Here is a 16,769-nt window from a genome sequence, read left to right as displayed (position 1 = left end):
AACTCGGATTCTTCCTCTTTTGAATGTGTAATTCTTCTCCATTTCCTTTTTGCCTTAGGGTATGTTATCGATTGTTGTTGATCTACATCTATAGGCGCGGAGGCTTTGCACAGGTATGACATAGAAATTCGATGAATTCCCTGTAGTCGCTTCCGTTATTTTCTGAGTTCATGCCGTGATCCAGATAGCTGTCTCCCCCTTCGCACTAAAACCCACAACCGTCTTTATTTCATCTTTGACCATGGATAAACCCACGGCTTTATCCATGTGGCACCTGAAAAAGAGCACCCGTGTCCATTACGGATGCTCTTTCTTTAAAATTTAAAGGCCACATTTTAATTGGGCATTACAGTTTGTGCATGTGTTGCAGCCACCGATATCCTCGATTGTTCCCTGTCTACAAACAGGGCATGTATCCCCAACTTCAGAACCGATTGATACATTAGTAGACTGTAATTCCTGAACTGTATCCATCAGCACTACCTGTCTTTGTTCATCTTCGAATTCAAATGATTCCTGTTCCCCATCAAACTCACTTTGTTCTGCTTTCAATGTAAGCACCTGTGAATCTCTGCTTCCATCCACATACACGGTTCCTCCTTTGGCACCACCGCGGTACAATCTTTCATAAACAGACTGTACTTGCTCCACAGAGTAACCCTTAGGCGCATTCACCGTTTTAGAGATGGAGCTATCCACCCACCTTTGGATTATACATTGTGTATCTGCGTGGGCTTCCGGAGTCATAGACATGGCAGTCACAAACCAATGAGGTAAGTCGTTCTCATCGGCTTCCGGGTTGTTGTCGAGATACTCCTGAACGATTTCAGCTTTCACTTCAATGAATTTACCCAGACGTCCGCTTCGATAATAGGAAAAGGAGAAGTACGGCTCTAATCCGGTACTTACTCCAGCCATAGTACCAGTAGAGCCTGTAGGGGCTACCGTCAGTAAATGGGAGTTCCTGATCCCATTTTCAAGGATAGCTTCCTTGACATGTTCAGGCATCCCCTTCATGTATCCGGTATTGATGAACCTATGGCGTTTTTCCATCGTCTCTTCATCCGTATCCCCTACAAGGAAAGGAAAGCTTCCTTTTTCTTTCGCAAGTTCTACAGACGTTTCATAAGCTGTTACTGCAATTGTTTCAAAAATCTTTTCGACCAATTCATCCCCTTGCTTTGATCCATATTCCGTTTCACAGTATATCAGCAAATCGTGAAGTCCCATTACACCAAGACCGACACGACGCTCTCCTAAAGCCTGTTTTTTGTTTTCTTCAAGGAAGTAAGGGGTGGAGTCAATTACATTATCCTGCATCCTTACACCTGTTCTTACGGTGTTTTTCAGTTTTTCATAATTTACAGTTTTGGAGGTTTTATCAGCCATTTCAGCCAGGTTTACTGCCGCAAGGTTGCAAACACTCCACGGGGCGAGTGGTTGCTCCCCACAAGGATTTGTAGCAACGACTTTTTGACCGTATGCCGTTGCATTTGTTTTATCATTTGCATTATCAATGAAGAAAATACCCGGCTCTGCTGAGTAGGTCGCGCAAATATTGATAAGGTTCCATAGTTCCTGTGCTGCAATCTTTTTGTAAGTCCGCACAGCCATACCCTTGTCTTTCCATTCCCTCACATCACCAATATGTTGCCACTGATCATTATAGTATTTCATTTCTTCCGTTGTATAAGACTCCACATCCGGAAAACGGAGAGAATACATCTCCTCTTTTTCCACTGCTTCCATGAATTCATCTGTTATACAGACGGAAATATTTGCGCCGCTCAGAAAATCGGAATGATGTACAGAATACGTCCCTCCATCACGCAACTTTTCTTCAGCTTCCCGGATGGATTGGTTCGTAAAACCTCCTTGGCCGTCGATACCTTTGAAATTCAGAACACTTTGATAGAGATCTCGTTCCTTTTCTGAGAGAGGTTGGAATTTCAACTTATCCTGGGCAAGTTGTTTAATCTGATTGTCCGTCGTATTTTCAATCAAATAACGAAGAATTCTAGGATTCTGCATCTTAGAAATGATGAATTCCACAATATCAGGGTGCCAATCGGACAGCATGATCATCTGAGCGCCCCTGCGTGATCCTCCCTGTTCCACCAGGTGCGTAAGTTTCGCAATGTCATCCAGCCAGGACACAGAGCCAGAGGACTTGCCGTTCACTCCTCTTGCCAACGTGTTTCTTGGCCTGAGTGTGGAACCGTTCGTTCCTACTCCACCACCACGAGACATGATTTCCATGACCTGTTTACGGTGATCGGAGATACCTTCTCTCGAGTCCTGGATAAAAGGCATCACATAACAATTAAAATAAGTAACCTCTTTTTCAGAACCCGCTCCGTAAAGCACTCTTCCAGCGGGGACGAAATTCATGGAAGATAATTCTTCATAAAATTCGTTGAAACTGTGTTTTTTCTCTTCTTCAGTAGTTTCTACGAGAGACAATCCTGTAGCATTTCTTTTAGCGATCTGTTCATAATAAACCTCAAGGGGTTTGTCGATCGTATCCAATCCACGGCTGACGACCCCATCTGCTTCCTCTTCGTCCAGAACATGAGCGAACTCGTCTTCGACTTTCACTCTGGCCTCCCTTTTTTCCCAGTCTATGGAAGTTATAAAACCGAATCCTCTTGCAGGAAATTTAGGGTCGGCCCTGACTGTAAGAACGACGAAATCCCCTTCTTTCAATGTAATGCGTTCCGTATCTTTGAATGCGTATCTGTCGAGCATAACGAGTCGTGACACTCCATGATGGGTAATCGTCATGTCTTCGGTCACCTCAAAAACCTGAGGAAATAATTTGATATCCTCATTCAATTGACGCACATCTATCTTCGTCTGTACTTTCGTAGAGGTACTTGTTGTCATACTACCCTCTCCTTTTCCGAAATCATTACTTCTACTTAATAACATACCACACTCACAAAAATTTAATCAATATATTGTGTTCCTTTTATAAAAAAACACAATATATTGTGTTTTTGAACAATGAAGAATAATTTTGTCAACTATGAAATTGTATAAAAACAGTCTTCTGAGAGAGTTTAACAAAGAAACTTCTTTCAATCATTCTCTTTTTAAAAAAATTTGTTCCTTGCAAAGATCACTTACAACTGAATCCATCCATAGCATACAATTGATTTTATAACCCGGTAAAGGAAAAGAAATCTTTGAAATTGAGGGGGGAACTGCTTATAATAGATTAGGAACAATATTTAGTAAGGGGGGAACGACATTATGAATTGGTGGATACTCTTAGGTATCGTCGTCGTTTTAATTGCCTTTTCTGTTTACCGATATATAAAATCGAAAAGAATTCTGACTACCTTGACAGAAGACGAGTTTAAACAGGGATATCGCAAAGCACAGCTGATTGATGTAAGAGAACCGAAAGAATTTGATGGCGGGCACATACTGGGTGCACGTAACATCCCACTATCTCAGATGCGAAATCGTACAGCTGAAATCCGGAAAGACAAACCTGTCTATCTTTATTGCCAGAGCGGGGCACGCTCTACGAGAGCTGCAATGCTTCTCAACAAAAAAGGATATAAAGATCTGAATCATCTTCAAGGAGGCTTCAAGAAGTGGTCAGGAAAGATCAAAGCTAAGAAATAACTCTCTATTCTGAAAGAGTTCATAAGTAAGGCCCGAACAGTTTGTCTGTCCGGGCCTTTTATATTTCCTGCGAGCGATTCCTCTTATTTGTGAGCGTATTTCAATACCGGTTTTCTTGCAGCTGTCGTTTCATCAAGTCTTCCTACTACCGTGGAATAAGGAGCTTCCTGAACTATCTCAGGATCCTTCTTCACTTCTTCCGCTATCTTTTCCATCGTTTCAATAAATCCATCTAGCGTTTCTTTCGCCTCTGTTTCCGTAGGTTCGATCATCATCGCTTCTTCTACATTCGTCGGAAAATATATGGTCGGCGGATGATAACCGAAATCAAGCAGTCGTTTAGCCATATCTAAGGTCCGCACTCCCAGTTTCTTCTGTATTTTTCCTGAAAGGACGAATTCATGCTTACAGTGCTGGGTGAAAGGGAGTTCAAAGGAGTCTGAGAGCCTCCTCATCATATAGTTTGCGTTAAGTACTGCATACTCACTCACACGTTTCAATCCCTCCGCTCCCATCGTCCTTATATAGGTATACGCCCTTAAATTGATGCCGACATTCCCGTAGTAAGGCTTCACCCGACCGATCGAACGTGGACGATCATAGTCGAACGTATAAGATTCCCCGCTTTTTGTCAGCAGAGGTTTCGGGAGATAAGGTTCAAGTTCTGCAGTAACCCCGACAGGACCGGACCCGGGACCACCGCCACCGTGAGGCCCTGTGAACGTCTTATGAAGGTTAAGATGCACCACATCGAAACCCATATCCCCGGGTCTGGTGTACCCTAAAATCGCATTCAGGTTAGCGCCATCATAATAGAGTTTTCCTCCAGCTTCATGAACAATCGCAGCCATTTCTACAATATCTTCTTCAAACAGACCGAGTGTATTGGGATTCGTAAGCATTAATGCAGCAGTACGATCATCCACGAGCCGCTTCAGATCTTCAATGTCTACAAGCCCCCGCTCATTCGTTTTCACTGTAACCGCTTCGAAGCCGGCTACTGTCGCGGATGCCGGGTTTGTGCCATGAGCTGAATCCGGCACGATCACTTTTGTACGATCCATATCTCCATTATTTTCATGAAAGGAACGGATCATCATCAGTCCTGTCCATTCTCCTTGAGCCCCTGCAGCCGGCTGAAGAGTGACTGTGTTCATGCCGGTGATTTCGGCCAGAGATTCCTGTAAGTCGTACATCCAGTATAGAGTTCCCTGAACTGTACTCTCCTCCTGATAAGGGTGGATGTGACTGAACCCTGGAAGCCTGGCTACGTCTTCGTTAAGTTTAGGGTTATATTTCATAGTACAGGAGCCAAGCGGGTAAAAACCGGTATCCACACCGTGATTTCTGGTAGAAAGGCCGGTATAATGCCTGATGAGTTGCAATTCACTGACCTCCGGAAGCTCCGCTTTCTCTTTACGTATATACGAATCCTCGAACATATTTGCAACGTCCATATCCGCTACATCATTTTCTGGGAGACTGAAACCGGTTCTGCCGGTTTTGCTCCTTTCAAAAATTAACGGGTACGCTTCTTTACTCATGAAATCCCCCCAATAATTCTGCGAACTTTTCTATCTCCTCTTTCGATCGAAGTTCTGTGACAGCGACCAGCATACTTTTTCCGTATTTACTATCTACCCTGCTTAAGTCGAACCCACCGATAATTCCATGCTGATACAATTTTTTGTTGGCTTCTTTCACCGTAATAGGTATTTGAATGACCAGTTCATTGAAAAAAGGTCCCTTCCCAAGCAGAGATAACCCTTTCGATTCCACACATTTTTTCAAATACATAGCTTTTTGAATATTCATTTCAGCCATCTTGAATAATCCATCTTTTCCGAGTGAAGTGAGAGCTACGCTGGAAGCAAGAGCGTTCAATGCCTGATTTGAGCAAATATTCGAAGTTGCCTTCTCTCTTCTTATATGTTGTTCTCTTGCCTGCAGAGTGAGGACGAATCCTCTCTCTCCGTCTTCATCTACCGTCTCTCCCACCAAGCGCCCCGGAATTTTTCTCATCAGCTTTTTAGTGACAGCGAAATATCCACAATGCGGTCCTCCAAACTGAGCGGGAATACCAAAAACTTGTGTATCTCCGACTACAATGTCCGCCCCGAAATCTCCAGGAGGAGTGAGATACCCGAGAGCCAGTGGATTTGCAGATACGATGAACATGGCCTTCCTCGCTTTTTCATTCATCAGCTCCCTGATTTCCCTAAGAGGTTCCACCTGCCCGAGAAAATTCGGGTATTGCACAACTACAGCAGCCACATCATCTGATAAGTGTTCATCAAGTTCTTCGAAGGAAACTGTCCCGTTCTCTTCCCCTATGAACGTAAGCTCAAGACCATGGGCCCGGGCATAAGTTTTAATCACATCCAATGAATCAGGATGAGTCGCTTCACTAAGGAGGACCTTTTTCTTTTTCGTTTGAGCGGCAGCTAGCGTTATAGCTTCAGCCAGAGCTGTACCTCCGTCGTACATGGAGGAGTTTGCGACATCCATCCCCGTGAGGTCTGCTATCATCGTTTGAAACTCGAATATAGCCTGCAGTTCCCCCTGAGAAATTTCCGGTTGATAAGGGGTATAGGCTGTGTAAAATTCTGACCTTGAAATAACGTGATCGACCACTGATGGAATATAGTGATCATAGACACCTGCCCCTAAAAAAGAAGTGTACTGGCGCAAATTCGAATTTCTTTCAGAAAGATTCCTCATTTCCTGCATAAGAGAATACTCATTTTCAGGAGGTTTCAATTCCATCTCCCTATCCAGTCTGACTGTTCGAGGGATATCGGAAAATAATTCATCGGTCGACTCTACTCCAATCGATTGAAGCATGTCTGATTTATCTTCTTTTGTCATGGGTAAATACCTGAATTCCATTACACTTTCCTCCTACCGCTTATAAAATGGGAGTGCTGTCACTTTCGCTTTCAATATCTTTTTTCGCACCTGAACGTATATAATTTCATCAATAGATGTATGCCTAATATCCAGCAGAGCAAGACCCAGGTTTTTTTGAAGAGTCGGGGATTGTGTGCCGCTTGTAACAAAACCTATCTCTTCATCCTTTTCAGAGAAAATTTTGTAATTAGTCCGCGGTATGCCTTTATCAAGCATTTCAATTCCAACCATTTTCCTTTCCGTACCATTCGATTTTTGATCCTTCAAAACAGATTTACCGATAAAATCCATCGATCTGTCTGCCTTCACTGCAAAGCCGAGCCCGGCTTCAATCGGGGTTATAGTTTCTGTAAGCTCCTGCGAATATAGAGGGAGACCTGCCTCGAACCTCAATGTGTCTCTGGCACCGAGACCAACCGGCTTTATCCCGGATGCTTCCCCTGCCTCCAGACAAGCTCTCCACAAATCAACTGCAGATGTTGAAGGGAGATAAATTTCAAAACCATCTTCTCCTGTGTAACCTGTCCTGGAGACAATCGCCTTCCCTTCCACCTGATCAAACTTCACGCCCGATTCAAAACGGAAAAACTTGATATTTTTCAACTCTGTCGAAGTGATGGATTGAAGAATATCTTGTGCCCTTGGACCCTGGATCGCCAGCTGAGCGTATGCAGCAGACTCATCAGTAATGTCTACCCCTTCAGTACGGTGATCGAGGAGCCACTGCAAATCTTTTTCCTTATTAGCGGCGTTCACTACGAGTAAGTATTCTCTATCACTGAGATGATAAACGATAAGGTCATCCACAGTACCTCCATGTTCATAACACATCAATGTATACTGGGCCTTCCCGGGGGTCAGTTTTTCTATATCGTTCGTCAGCATGCGATTCAGAAATTCCACAGCGTCGTCCCCTATTACCAGGATTTCTCCCATGTGGGAAACATCGAACAACCCCGCTTGTTCACGCACTGCATAGTGTTCTTCCTTTATTCCTGAGAACTGGACCGGCATTTGCCAGCCTCCAAAATCAATCGTTTTGGCATTTAATTTTATAAATTCCTCGAACAGGGGAGTTTTTCTACCTTGACTCATCCGTCTTCCTCCTTTTGGATCCGAATAAAAAAAGAGACTTTTCCCTTGTAGAAAAAGTCTCTGTCCTGTAACCGGAAAGTTTAACGTCTAGGCGCTTGCTTCGTAGGTGGCCTGCATAAGCAGACACTCTCCAGAGGTGCGTCCCGTGAAAGTCTTTGCTGCCTGAGAGATTCGCTGTATGCTTGCTCCTTCGGCGCTGCATTTGTTTTTAATGAGATGCAGTCTCTCCCTCCACGGTCATCCGCGTCGAATATGTAATTGAACTCAAAGCCTTTATAATTGTAAGCAGTACAATTATATCACACCCTTTTGTAATATTTCATTCAATTTCAAATTTTCCAACATGATTTATTCCAACCCATTTAAAATGAAAAGAAGGAATTCGGAGAGAGATGTCGAATATATAATTTATAACAAAAAGATGAGGTGATATATGCTTTGAATGCCAAAGAACTAAGTGAGAAGATAATCAAAGACGCTCTAAAGCGTGAGGCGTCAGATATCCACTTTATCCCTGGCCCTAACGAAATTCTCATTTATTATCGGGTCAACGGAGAAAGAACTTTTCATCACTCGATCGCTCCCCCTATTTACCGTAAGTTACTGACTTACTTGAAGTTTTCTTCTGAAATGGACATAGGAGAAATAAAATTCCCCCAAAATGGGAAAATGGCCTTTTCATTCAGCGGAAATAGTGTCGATCTCAGACTCTCCACCCTTCCCCTTACCTCAACAGAAAGTCTGGCAATACGCTTGTTACCCACCACCCAAGGTCTTCCCATTCAGCGACTTTTCCTATTTCCTGAGCAATTGAATAAAGTTACCAGCTGGTGTAATTTTAATTCAGGCTTGATTCTTTTCACAGGTCCTACCGGGTGCGGAAAATCGACTACTCTTTATGCATTGATGGAATTACTCATAGCAGATGGTACATTTCAGATAGTCACACTCGAAGATCCAATCGAAAAATACATCCCGGGCATTATTCAGGTTCAAATCAATGAAAAAACGGGGTTCACTTATGACGAAGGGTTGAAAGCTGCATTAAGACACGACCCAGACGTTATCATCGTTGGAGAACTCAGAGACGAAGCAACCGCCCATTTCGCTATGCGTGCCGCCCTTAGTGGTCACCTGGTTTTCAGTACGCTCCATGCTAAAAATGCGAGTGGCACCATTCAAAGACTAAGGGAAATGAAAATTTCAGAAGTTGATATGCAACAAACGATTCGTGCAATCGCAAGCCAAAGGTTACTGCTTTCCCCCCCTTTAAGAAGAAGAGCAGCCATCTTAGAAATATTAGACAATGAATCGCTTGCCTGTGCTCTGAACGATCGTCCCTTCATTTCCTCTCAAACTTTCCCCCACATGAAAAAGAAAGCCTGGGCTTATGGTTTCATTCAAGCCTAAACTTCTCCCCATTCCTGTACAAATCCATTTTTTCAAAAGAATGTTCCCGCTATTGGAAAAAGGCTATCCTCTTCATCAAGCCCTGAATATCACCGGCTGGGATGAGGAGTTAAAACCTTTGACCTCTGAACTTCTTTTCCATTTCAAAAAAGGAGAGCAGATGGAAGACGCTTTCGCCAAAGCAGGGTTTTCTCAAATAGTTATTTCATTTCTTTATTTCGGAAAGATACGCAAGGATTTCCCTTCTCTATTTCGGCAATGTTATCAACTACTCTCCATTTCTTACGAGACGAAAAAGAAATTTCTCCATACTCTCAGATATCCAGTGATTCTGCTTTTTTTTCTCACCATCACATTTTTCTTTATGAAGAAATCTGTGATACCCAGCTTTGAAAATTTATATGCTCATGAAGAGGACAAACCATGGTCGCTTTATATCTTTCATGTTATGGACTACACCATTACCATTATGACTTTTCTTTTCATCATACTCTTAATAGTTCTAAGTATTTATAAACTATGTTCCCCCTCTCTTTCGATTGAAAAGAAACTCAAAATTTACAGGTTTCTCCCCTATGTCCAAACTATCAAATCTTACACCGTCAGTTATCAATTCGCGATTCATGCAAGTTCTATGCTGAAAGCAGGGTTCTCACTGAATGAAGTGCTGAACATCCTAATCACACAGCCGAAACAACAAGAACTATCCTTCAGCGCAAATACAATGCTGCGCTCTCTTTCCGAAGGGAACACACTTGGTATGGCAGCGAATGAATCCATACTGATGCGCAGAGAGATGATATCTGTTTTTCACGAAGCCAACGACAATCAGGCTCTGGCAGACGAACTATCTTTACTCGCTTTTATGTTTCTGGAACAACTTAAAACGAAAACCGAAAAGACGATTCAATTGATCCATCCTGTCTTTTTGACAATCGCTGCGGTGATCATAATTTCTATTTATCTTTCGATTATGCTTCCGTTATATAACTGGATTCAGGTGTACTAAAGATTAGCTGTAAGCGTCTCTTTCTTCATGATGATAATGAAAAAACAAAACTCACGAGGTGGATAAAAATGAAAAATGATTCCGGCTTTACCCTGATCGAAATGCTGGTAGTTCTTTTGATTATAACTGTTCTATTGATTATCGCTCTCCCGAACATTACTGAAAACAATAACACTATCCGAACTAAAGGTTGTGAAGCCTTCACTCTTACTGCTGAAGCACAAGTAGAAGCATACTATATGAAAAACGGAACCTTCCCAGCAACATTGGATATTCTGGAAGAGGAAGGGTATTTGAAGCAGGCTACCTGTCCGAACGGTGATACACCGGCTTATGACAGTTCCACTGGAGCAATCACAGCTGATGTTACACAACCATAAGGGCTTCACCATGCCCGAAATACTGATCGTTCTGTGTTTTCTGACTATGTCATTAGCCATTGTACTTCCCAATCAGCATTTGACTTACTCCGGTTTATCAGAAAAAAGAGTCATCGATCAATTCACCGACAATATGCATTATATTCAACAGTTAAGTGTCCAAAAAGGTATAGTACACACGGTTTACATCGATACTTCCAATAACTTTTATCAAATGTACAAAGACTGGAACTCTTCAATTCTGATGACCGAAGAGTTCCCTCCCGACTGGGAAATCGAACTAACTTCCCTGAAACCCTATACAAGTTTTAATAGAAACGGAACTGTCAACAACCCCGGCACGATGTGGATCCATACGAACCAAAAAACATATAAAATCATTTTCCCCTTCGGAAGGAATGGAGTGGTAGTCCATCAACAATAAAGGATTTGTCCTTCTGGAAGCTATAGGTGCTTTAGTTCTATTGACCATCTTTTGCGCTGTTGTCTTCCCTTCTTTCATGACAACGAAAAGTTCAATAGAACAACTAAAAGCAGAAAGAGAAGTTATGGTAAAGTTACACGACTATATATTGCTGGATTCAGAAAGCGGAGAAATCGAATATAAACATCCAGTATCTGTGAGCTATAATCAGGGAAAGTATTGCGCCACATGGGAGGCACGACATCCTTATGAAGTCTGTTTTTATGATTGAGCATGGAAAAGGTTTTACGTTAGCTGAAGTGCTGTTATCACTCACTGTACTTATGACCACACTTATTATTCTAGTACCGCTCATGTATCACTTAAGACCTGAAGATTGGAACGAAGATTGGTCCCATCATCAGTTTGTATACCTGATTCAGGAGGAGTTGAACACTGCCTCTTCCATTGAAGCCGGTGGTAATGTATTAAGCCTTATAAACAGTGAAAATGAAACTATAACAATAGAGAAGTATCAGAATATGGTAAGGCGTAGGGTCAGTGGTAGAGGACATGAAGTATGGCTTTATAATGTAAATAGTATCGACTTTTCTTATACGTTTGGAGAAGTACAGACGGAAATCGTTTTCAAAGGTGGGGGAAGATTTGATAAAATATTTTTCATTCCTGAAAAATGAACAGGGTATATATTACCCTTTCGTCCTTGCTTTCTGTTCACTTTTCCTCCTTGTTTCTTTCTATTTAATTCACTCTTATCATCTGAATCTTGATTTGAATAATTCTATGAAGGACAGCTATCAGATCCAACAATATTATCAGTCTGCTTACAACAACTGGTCTCCTTTCATAAAAGCCTCACAAAGCTTTCCGTTGACAATCGAACGCTCTTTCGAAGACGGAAGTGCCTCGGTTTCATGTACAAGAATTTCTGATGCGGCTACCTGTGAATACAATATCACTTACAAAGAATTATTCAAAAGTTACAGACACATGTATGAATTCCCATAATTACAACGTAACCTTTATTTACATCCTTCTTATTCTCGTATATAATATGAATGATAGTTTAATACGAAGGAGGGGAAGAAGTATGGATCGTATGTTTCGTACGCTGGCCTTTTGGACAGGGATATTCGCTGTCATGTTCTATGCTGGTGACATGATGGAAGCATCATTAATATCTTTGGCTCAAACTGCCTTTTTCCTTGCAATAGGCTTTCTCAAGCTGTCTGAACGTATGTATGTTTACATATTTTTCTCTTATTTGACAGTCTTTATGATTGGTTTCACTTATTATACTTCATTCATTTTGCAACCAGGATTCGGTCACTAAAAAAACTGTTCCATAAGTGCAGCACACTTATGGAACAGTTTTTTTATGTCAAAAATGGGTTTGCCTTTCTTTCCTCGCCTACTGTCGTAGGATCCCCGTGGCCGGGATATATTTTCATATCATCTCTCAATGTAAGCAATTCTTCCAAAATGGCATCAAGCAACTGCTCATGATCCCCACCGGGAAGGTCCGTACGCCCAATCCCGCCACGAAACAGTGTATCCCCAGCGATCGTAAATCGTTCATTTCTGAAAACCAGAGCTACACTGCCGGGGGAATGACCAGGGACATGGCGGGCTTCAAAAGAAAAGGAACCGATTTTCTGTTCCCCCATCTCCAGTATGAAATCGGGACCTGAAGCAGAAATCGGGTCCATTCCGAACCATTCCGACCCATTTTTCCCTGGGTCCTCCAGCCAGTCCGATTCATCCAGGTGGAGATAAACCGGAGCCTTGTAATGATTTCTGGTGGCTTCAAGTGCACCGATATGATCGAAATGAGCATGAGTCAATATAATTGCCTCTACCTCCAGCTCTTTATCCTTCAAAAAAGTGTGGAGCTTTTCAAAATCTCCCCCAGGATCGACGACTAACGCTTTTTTGTCTTGATAAATGACGTACCCATTCGTACCTAAAGGTCCGAGTGGGATTCTTAAAATCCTCAACATAAACCTTCCTCCTCAGTAGCATATTTTTCTTTCAGAATAACTCGACAAACGAACAATAATCCTATAAAATAAATGAAGAATGAAATTCATTACATAAGTATAACATCTCGTACGACGGTACAGATATAATCGACTTTGGAGGTGCGGATATGGTAACAGCTATTCTATTATTACTAGTAACTATTCTTTGCGTAATGGCAATATTCAGGGAGATTAAAACGAAGAACTTTTTTGCTGTAGCTTTTTCTCTGGTTTCTGCATTAGTATTTGGGTGGTTCTCTGTAATGACTATCTATGCCAATATATTCGGATAAGAAAAACCGCTGATTTTCCCATCAGCGGTTTTTAATTTCCAAAAAAAATTTGATGGAACTCAAGCGTTATCACGGGATGAATATTCCTTGAAAGCTTCTTTAGACTCAAGGACTTGTTTATCTTTTGTAAAGAAATGTTTATACATCACAAGCGTGACGAACATTGCACTTAAAGAAACCGATGAAAATATGCTCAGGGAAATGACCAGTTGATACTTGATAGCCATAATCGGAGCAACACCTCCCAAGATCAAACCTGTCATCATACCAGGCAGCTGCACAAGACCAATAGTTTTAATCCGGTCGACATTCGGGATGAGAGCTGCGTTCAGCGTTCTCTGAACGATCAGGTGAGAGGCTTGTTTCGGCTCAGCGCCTAGGGACAGTGCAGCAAGAATCCGCCCGTTATTCTCCGCAAACTCCGTCTTCATCCTTTCAAGCGCAAGCCCCATAGCTACCATACTGTTACCGATGACCATCCCACTCATCGGAATCACTTCAGAAGGAACAAACTCCACCATATCAAAAAGAAGCCAAAGAGAGAGCACGCTCACCTCGATCATAATCAACCCCGCTAATAGGGTTGGAAGTACATATGGGAGGTCTCTCCCCTTTTTACGTGCATGAAAGCTTGCTATAATGATCATAACTGTAATCATAAGAGGTATACCTATGTAAGCATTCAAGTCGAAAAGAAATGTCAGGATATAACCGATAGCAAACAGCTGTATAGTACCCCTGATTGAAGAAGTCAGTATGCTTCTACTCATTCCTAATTGATAAAAATATGACAATGATAAAGGAACTACGACAAAAACAATCAGAAACAATAAAGATTGATTTGAAATTTCCGGAGACATCCCTTCCCCTCCCTATCCTTCTAAATACTCTTTCAATTCCAGCGTTTCTGGATTATCCAACATTCCAGGAAGTCCCCCGGTTTCCTGAATCGTTCCTTCATTCATGAACATACCTTTCGTGCCCATTCTTCTGACCTGGTCCAACTGGTGAGTAACCATTACCATTGTTAATCCCTTTTCCTCAATAAGTTCCTTTAAAACAATCTCAATTTCTTCTGCCGTGTTATTATCAAGTGCACTAGTCGGTTCGTCCAGAAGCAGCACCTCGGGTTCGTTGGCCAGCGTCCGGGCCAGTGAAACCCTCTGCTGCTGACCTCCGGATAAATGGTCCACGTCACGATCTCTTAGATCCTGAGGAAGTTGAACATATTCCAGCAGTCTCTTTTCATCCCCTTCCTTCCAGGAGCCAGTCAAAGAAGGTCCATACTTCAAATTGTCCAGAACGCTCCCCGGGAAAAGATTAGGAGATTGAAGTAATAAACCCACATTCTGACGAAGCCCGGTAATAGAAAAATCATCGATAGGTTTCCCTTTATAAAAAATCTCTCCCTGTTCAGGGTCTATCAACCGATTGAAAAGATAGAGAAGAGTACTTTTTCCCGAACCCGAAGGACCGAATAAAATAGCGATCTCCTGTTTATCAACCGATAATGAAATGTTCTTCAAAGGCCCATAACTTACATTTTTGAATTCAATCATACTATCCCTCCCTACTCTTCGAAAAGAAAGCCGCCCTATAAATAAGGACGACTTTTCACTATTATTATTGAAAATCATAGAACCTGAACAAATCTCCATATATAATATTGTCCGAATAACCGAGTTCTTTTGATACTTTCTCTTTCCAAGGCTCACAAGGAGAAGGTTCGCCCGGAGGAACTTCTACCGGCTGACCACTTTCCTTGCTATAACAGACGGATTTCGTGTAAATATATTCTTCTGTTACAAAACTTCCGTCTCGAAGCGCTATGAAATCTTGTCTGTGTTGATTGAACAAATTCTCTCCGAAATTGAGTTCATTCTTCTCCTCAATCCCCAGCAAATGCAACAAGGTGGGCTTCATATCAATCTGACCCGATATTTTATCGTAAGTCTGCCCCTCCCCGGACCCGGGGATATGAATCATCATAGGTACCTGCTGCAACTGGATATGTTCATAACCATTGATTTCTTTCCCGAGAAATTCGCTCATTGCATCATTATGAAATTCACTTATACCATAATGGTCTCCCATGAAAACGAACATCGTATCTTCGTAAAGACCTTCTTCCCGCATTTGATCCATGAAATCTTCGAGCGATTCATCCGTGTAGCGAGCAGTTTGAACATATTGATTCAACGTATTTGAATTCGTCTCGAGCTTCTCAATGGAAGCTTTCGATTCAGGAAGTTCAAATGGAAAATGATGAGTCAGCGTAATGAACTTACTATAAAAGGGCTGCTCCTGGTCTTTCAAGTAAGGGATAGACTGTTCATAAAAAGCTTTGTCTTCGAGTCCCCATCCGAATGAATTTTCTTCAGTCACTTCGTAATCCTCCTGGGAATAAAAGTGATCGTACCCAAGGTTCTCGTACATGACATCCCGGTTCCAGAAACTTTTGTTATTAGCGTGAAAGACAGAAGTCGTATAATCTTTTTCATTCAATACTTCCGGAAGAGCGTAATATTCATTTTGGGCATGGGTGAAATAAACAGCCCCCCGGTCCAACGGATACAACGAAGTCTCTACAAGAAACTCGGAATCCGAAGTCTTTCCTTGAGCAGTCTGATGATAGAAGTTATTAAACCATATCGTATCTTCGTCCTGTTTGAAATCGTTCAGAAAAGGAGTTATTTCATTTCCGTTCACCTTTTCATCCAGCACAAAGTTTTGCATCGATTCAACACTTACAAACACCACATTCTTCCCTTTTGCCGCCCCGAACAGACCCGCTTCATTATCTCCCTCTTTTTCTTCAGAAATATAATCTTTGATCTCCTGTATTTCACTTCCATCTGCCAGGACCCGCTGAGCATTGGTCTTTGTCTGCATAGTCAGATCATACACATGATAGTTGAATAGCCCGATATTTTTCACCAGGTATTCCCGATCAAACGTACGAGTGAACAGCATCGGACGTTCCACTTCCGCTAAAGTGACATTGGTGGCAAGTAATAAAAACATTACAGCTGTAGCGGCAATTTTCTGAGGGGTTTCAAACTGGAATATGCTGTCCTTGTTTTTGCTTATCACCCAAATCAGTATTACATCCATGAATAATAATACATCCGTGAAGTGAATAAGCGTAAAAATACTTGAGGTCAGATCAGCTGCATTGTTCCCTTGAAACAAAACCGGAAGTGTAATGAAATCGGTAAAATTCCGATAAAATACGAGATTCACATAAAGAACCAGCGTTGCTAACAAAGACATAAATCTCAAATACTTACCCTGATTCTTTTCTTTTAGCCAAATACTTATTACAAAAATCACATAACCACTTACAAGCGGGTTCAGAATCAAAATCAGTTCCTGCAACACACTTTCAATGGATATGCCGAATATGAATCGGTAAACTATATACGTTTTGAAACCGAACAAAATGGCTGCAAGAATAAATAAGGGGATTTTCCTTATCAATTCTTTCATTAATTTTCCTCCTCGTTACGAACAGCAACAAAGACACTGTAGTTTTATTTCCCCTCTTCACCAGGAAACAAAACAATTCTATATATATAGACGAATAGAGTA

16 protein-coding genes and 1 riboswitch are annotated in these 16,769 nt (G+C 41.8%); of the genes, 8 read left to right on the top strand and 8 right to left on the bottom strand.

Annotated features, from left to right (window positions below):
- Positions 1–321: 321 nt before the first annotated feature.
- Positions 322–2,886: a vitamin B12-dependent ribonucleotide reductase gene (locus tag BW944_RS00715; protein ID WP_076556416.1), complete on the bottom strand. Its 2,565-nt coding sequence runs from the start codon at positions 2,884–2,886 to the stop codon at positions 322–324.
- Between the two features lie 369 nt (positions 2,887–3,255).
- Between BW944_RS00715 and BW944_RS00710 the strand changes: the two genes are divergently transcribed.
- Complete coding sequence (locus BW944_RS00710; RefSeq protein WP_076556415.1) at positions 3,256–3,636, top strand: rhodanese-like domain-containing protein; 381 nt, start codon at positions 3,256–3,258, stop codon at positions 3,634–3,636.
- Positions 3,637–3,719: 83 nt separating this feature from the next.
- On the opposite strand, the gene gcvPB is transcribed toward BW944_RS00710, so the two are convergent.
- Genes gcvPB through gcvT form a run of 3 tightly spaced genes read right to left on the bottom strand, consistent with a single transcriptional unit; the run spans position 3,720 to position 7,641 of the window.
- Positions 3,720–5,180, bottom strand: a complete 1,461-nt coding sequence (gene gcvPB / locus BW944_RS00705; RefSeq protein ID WP_076556414.1) for an aminomethyl-transferring glycine dehydrogenase subunit GcvPB — start codon at positions 5,178–5,180, stop codon at positions 3,720–3,722.
- Positions 5,173–6,525, bottom strand: coding sequence for an aminomethyl-transferring glycine dehydrogenase subunit GcvPA (gene gcvPA, locus BW944_RS00700; protein WP_076556413.1), 1,353 nt, complete (start codon positions 6,523–6,525; stop codon positions 5,173–5,175). The genes gcvPB and gcvPA overlap by 8 nt, the downstream gene beginning before the upstream one ends.
- A gap of 12 nt (positions 6,526–6,537) precedes the next feature.
- A complete protein-coding gene (gene gcvT / locus BW944_RS00695; protein WP_076556412.1) occupies positions 6,538–7,641 on the bottom strand; it encodes a glycine cleavage system aminomethyltransferase GcvT in 1,104 nt (367 codons plus the stop codon).
- A 139-nt stretch (positions 7,642–7,780) separates the two neighbouring features.
- Positions 7,781–7,882: riboswitch (glycine riboswitch) on the bottom strand.
- A 197-nt stretch (positions 7,883–8,079) separates the two neighbouring features.
- On the opposite strand from gcvT, the gene comGA reads away from it, so the two are divergent.
- From comGA to BW944_RS00660, 6 genes are all read left to right on the top strand, one after another.
- Positions 8,080–9,051 (top strand): competence type IV pilus ATPase ComGA, encoded by a 972-nt coding sequence (gene comGA, locus BW944_RS00690; RefSeq protein WP_076556411.1) that lies wholly within the window; start codon positions 8,080–8,082, stop codon positions 9,049–9,051.
- Positions 9,032–10,060 carry a type II secretion system F family protein gene (locus tag BW944_RS00685; protein ID WP_076556410.1) on the top strand — a complete coding sequence of 343 codons (1,029 nt, stop codon included), beginning with the start codon at positions 9,032–9,034 and terminating at the stop codon, positions 10,058–10,060. Before comGA ends, BW944_RS00685 begins: the two co-directional genes overlap by 20 nt.
- 68 nt (positions 10,061–10,128) lie before the next feature.
- Complete coding sequence (gene comGC / locus BW944_RS00680) at positions 10,129–10,440, top strand: competence type IV pilus major pilin ComGC (protein ID WP_076556409.1); 312 nt, start codon at positions 10,129–10,131, stop codon at positions 10,438–10,440.
- 10 nt (positions 10,441–10,450) lie between these two features.
- On the top strand, positions 10,451–10,864 hold the full coding sequence (locus tag BW944_RS00675; protein ID WP_143525628.1) for a hypothetical protein: 414 nt from the start codon (positions 10,451–10,453) through the stop codon (positions 10,862–10,864).
- A 248-nt stretch (positions 10,865–11,112) separates the two neighbouring features.
- Positions 11,113–11,541 carry a competence type IV pilus minor pilin ComGF gene (gene comGF, locus BW944_RS00670; protein ID WP_076556407.1) on the top strand — a complete coding sequence of 143 codons (429 nt, stop codon included), beginning with the start codon at positions 11,113–11,115 and terminating at the stop codon, positions 11,539–11,541.
- Positions 11,542–11,954: 413 nt separating this feature from the next.
- Positions 11,955–12,197, top strand: coding sequence for a DUF2626 domain-containing protein (locus BW944_RS00660; protein WP_076556405.1), 243 nt, complete (start codon positions 11,955–11,957; stop codon positions 12,195–12,197).
- Positions 12,198–12,240: 43 nt separating this feature from the next.
- Here BW944_RS00660 and BW944_RS00655 read toward each other — a convergent pair whose 3' ends face one another.
- Positions 12,241–12,864, bottom strand: a complete 624-nt coding sequence (locus tag BW944_RS00655; RefSeq protein ID WP_084193574.1) for an MBL fold metallo-hydrolase — start codon at positions 12,862–12,864, stop codon at positions 12,241–12,243.
- 149 nt (positions 12,865–13,013) lie between these two features.
- On the opposite strand from BW944_RS00655, the gene BW944_RS00650 reads away from it, so the two are divergent.
- Entirely contained in the window at positions 13,014–13,178 is a 165-nt protein-coding gene (locus BW944_RS00650) for a DUF2759 domain-containing protein (RefSeq protein ID WP_076556404.1), read from the top strand.
- A gap of 59 nt (positions 13,179–13,237) precedes the next feature.
- Here the strand turns inward: BW944_RS00650 and BW944_RS00645 are convergent, their stop codons facing one another.
- From BW944_RS00645 to BW944_RS00635, 3 genes are all read right to left on the bottom strand, one after another.
- A complete protein-coding gene (locus BW944_RS00645; protein WP_076556403.1) occupies positions 13,238–14,038 on the bottom strand; it encodes an ABC transporter permease in 801 nt (266 codons plus the stop codon).
- 12 nt (positions 14,039–14,050) lie between these two features.
- Entirely contained in the window at positions 14,051–14,737 is a 687-nt protein-coding gene (locus tag BW944_RS00640; RefSeq protein WP_076556402.1) for an ABC transporter ATP-binding protein, read from the bottom strand.
- 64 nt (positions 14,738–14,801) lie between these two features.
- Positions 14,802–16,667: an LTA synthase family protein gene (locus tag BW944_RS00635; RefSeq protein WP_076556401.1), complete on the bottom strand. Its 1,866-nt coding sequence runs from the start codon at positions 16,665–16,667 to the stop codon at positions 14,802–14,804.
- Between the last annotated feature and the right edge of the window lie 102 nt (positions 16,668–16,769).

Origin of the sequence: Salimicrobium flavidum, assembly GCF_900156645.1 — a bacterium.
Classification (GTDB): Bacteria; Bacillota; Bacilli; order Bacillales; family Halobacillaceae; genus Salimicrobium; species Salimicrobium flavidum.
Note: the sequence above shows the minus strand (reverse complement) of the source record. Positions and strands in the feature narration are given on the sequence as shown.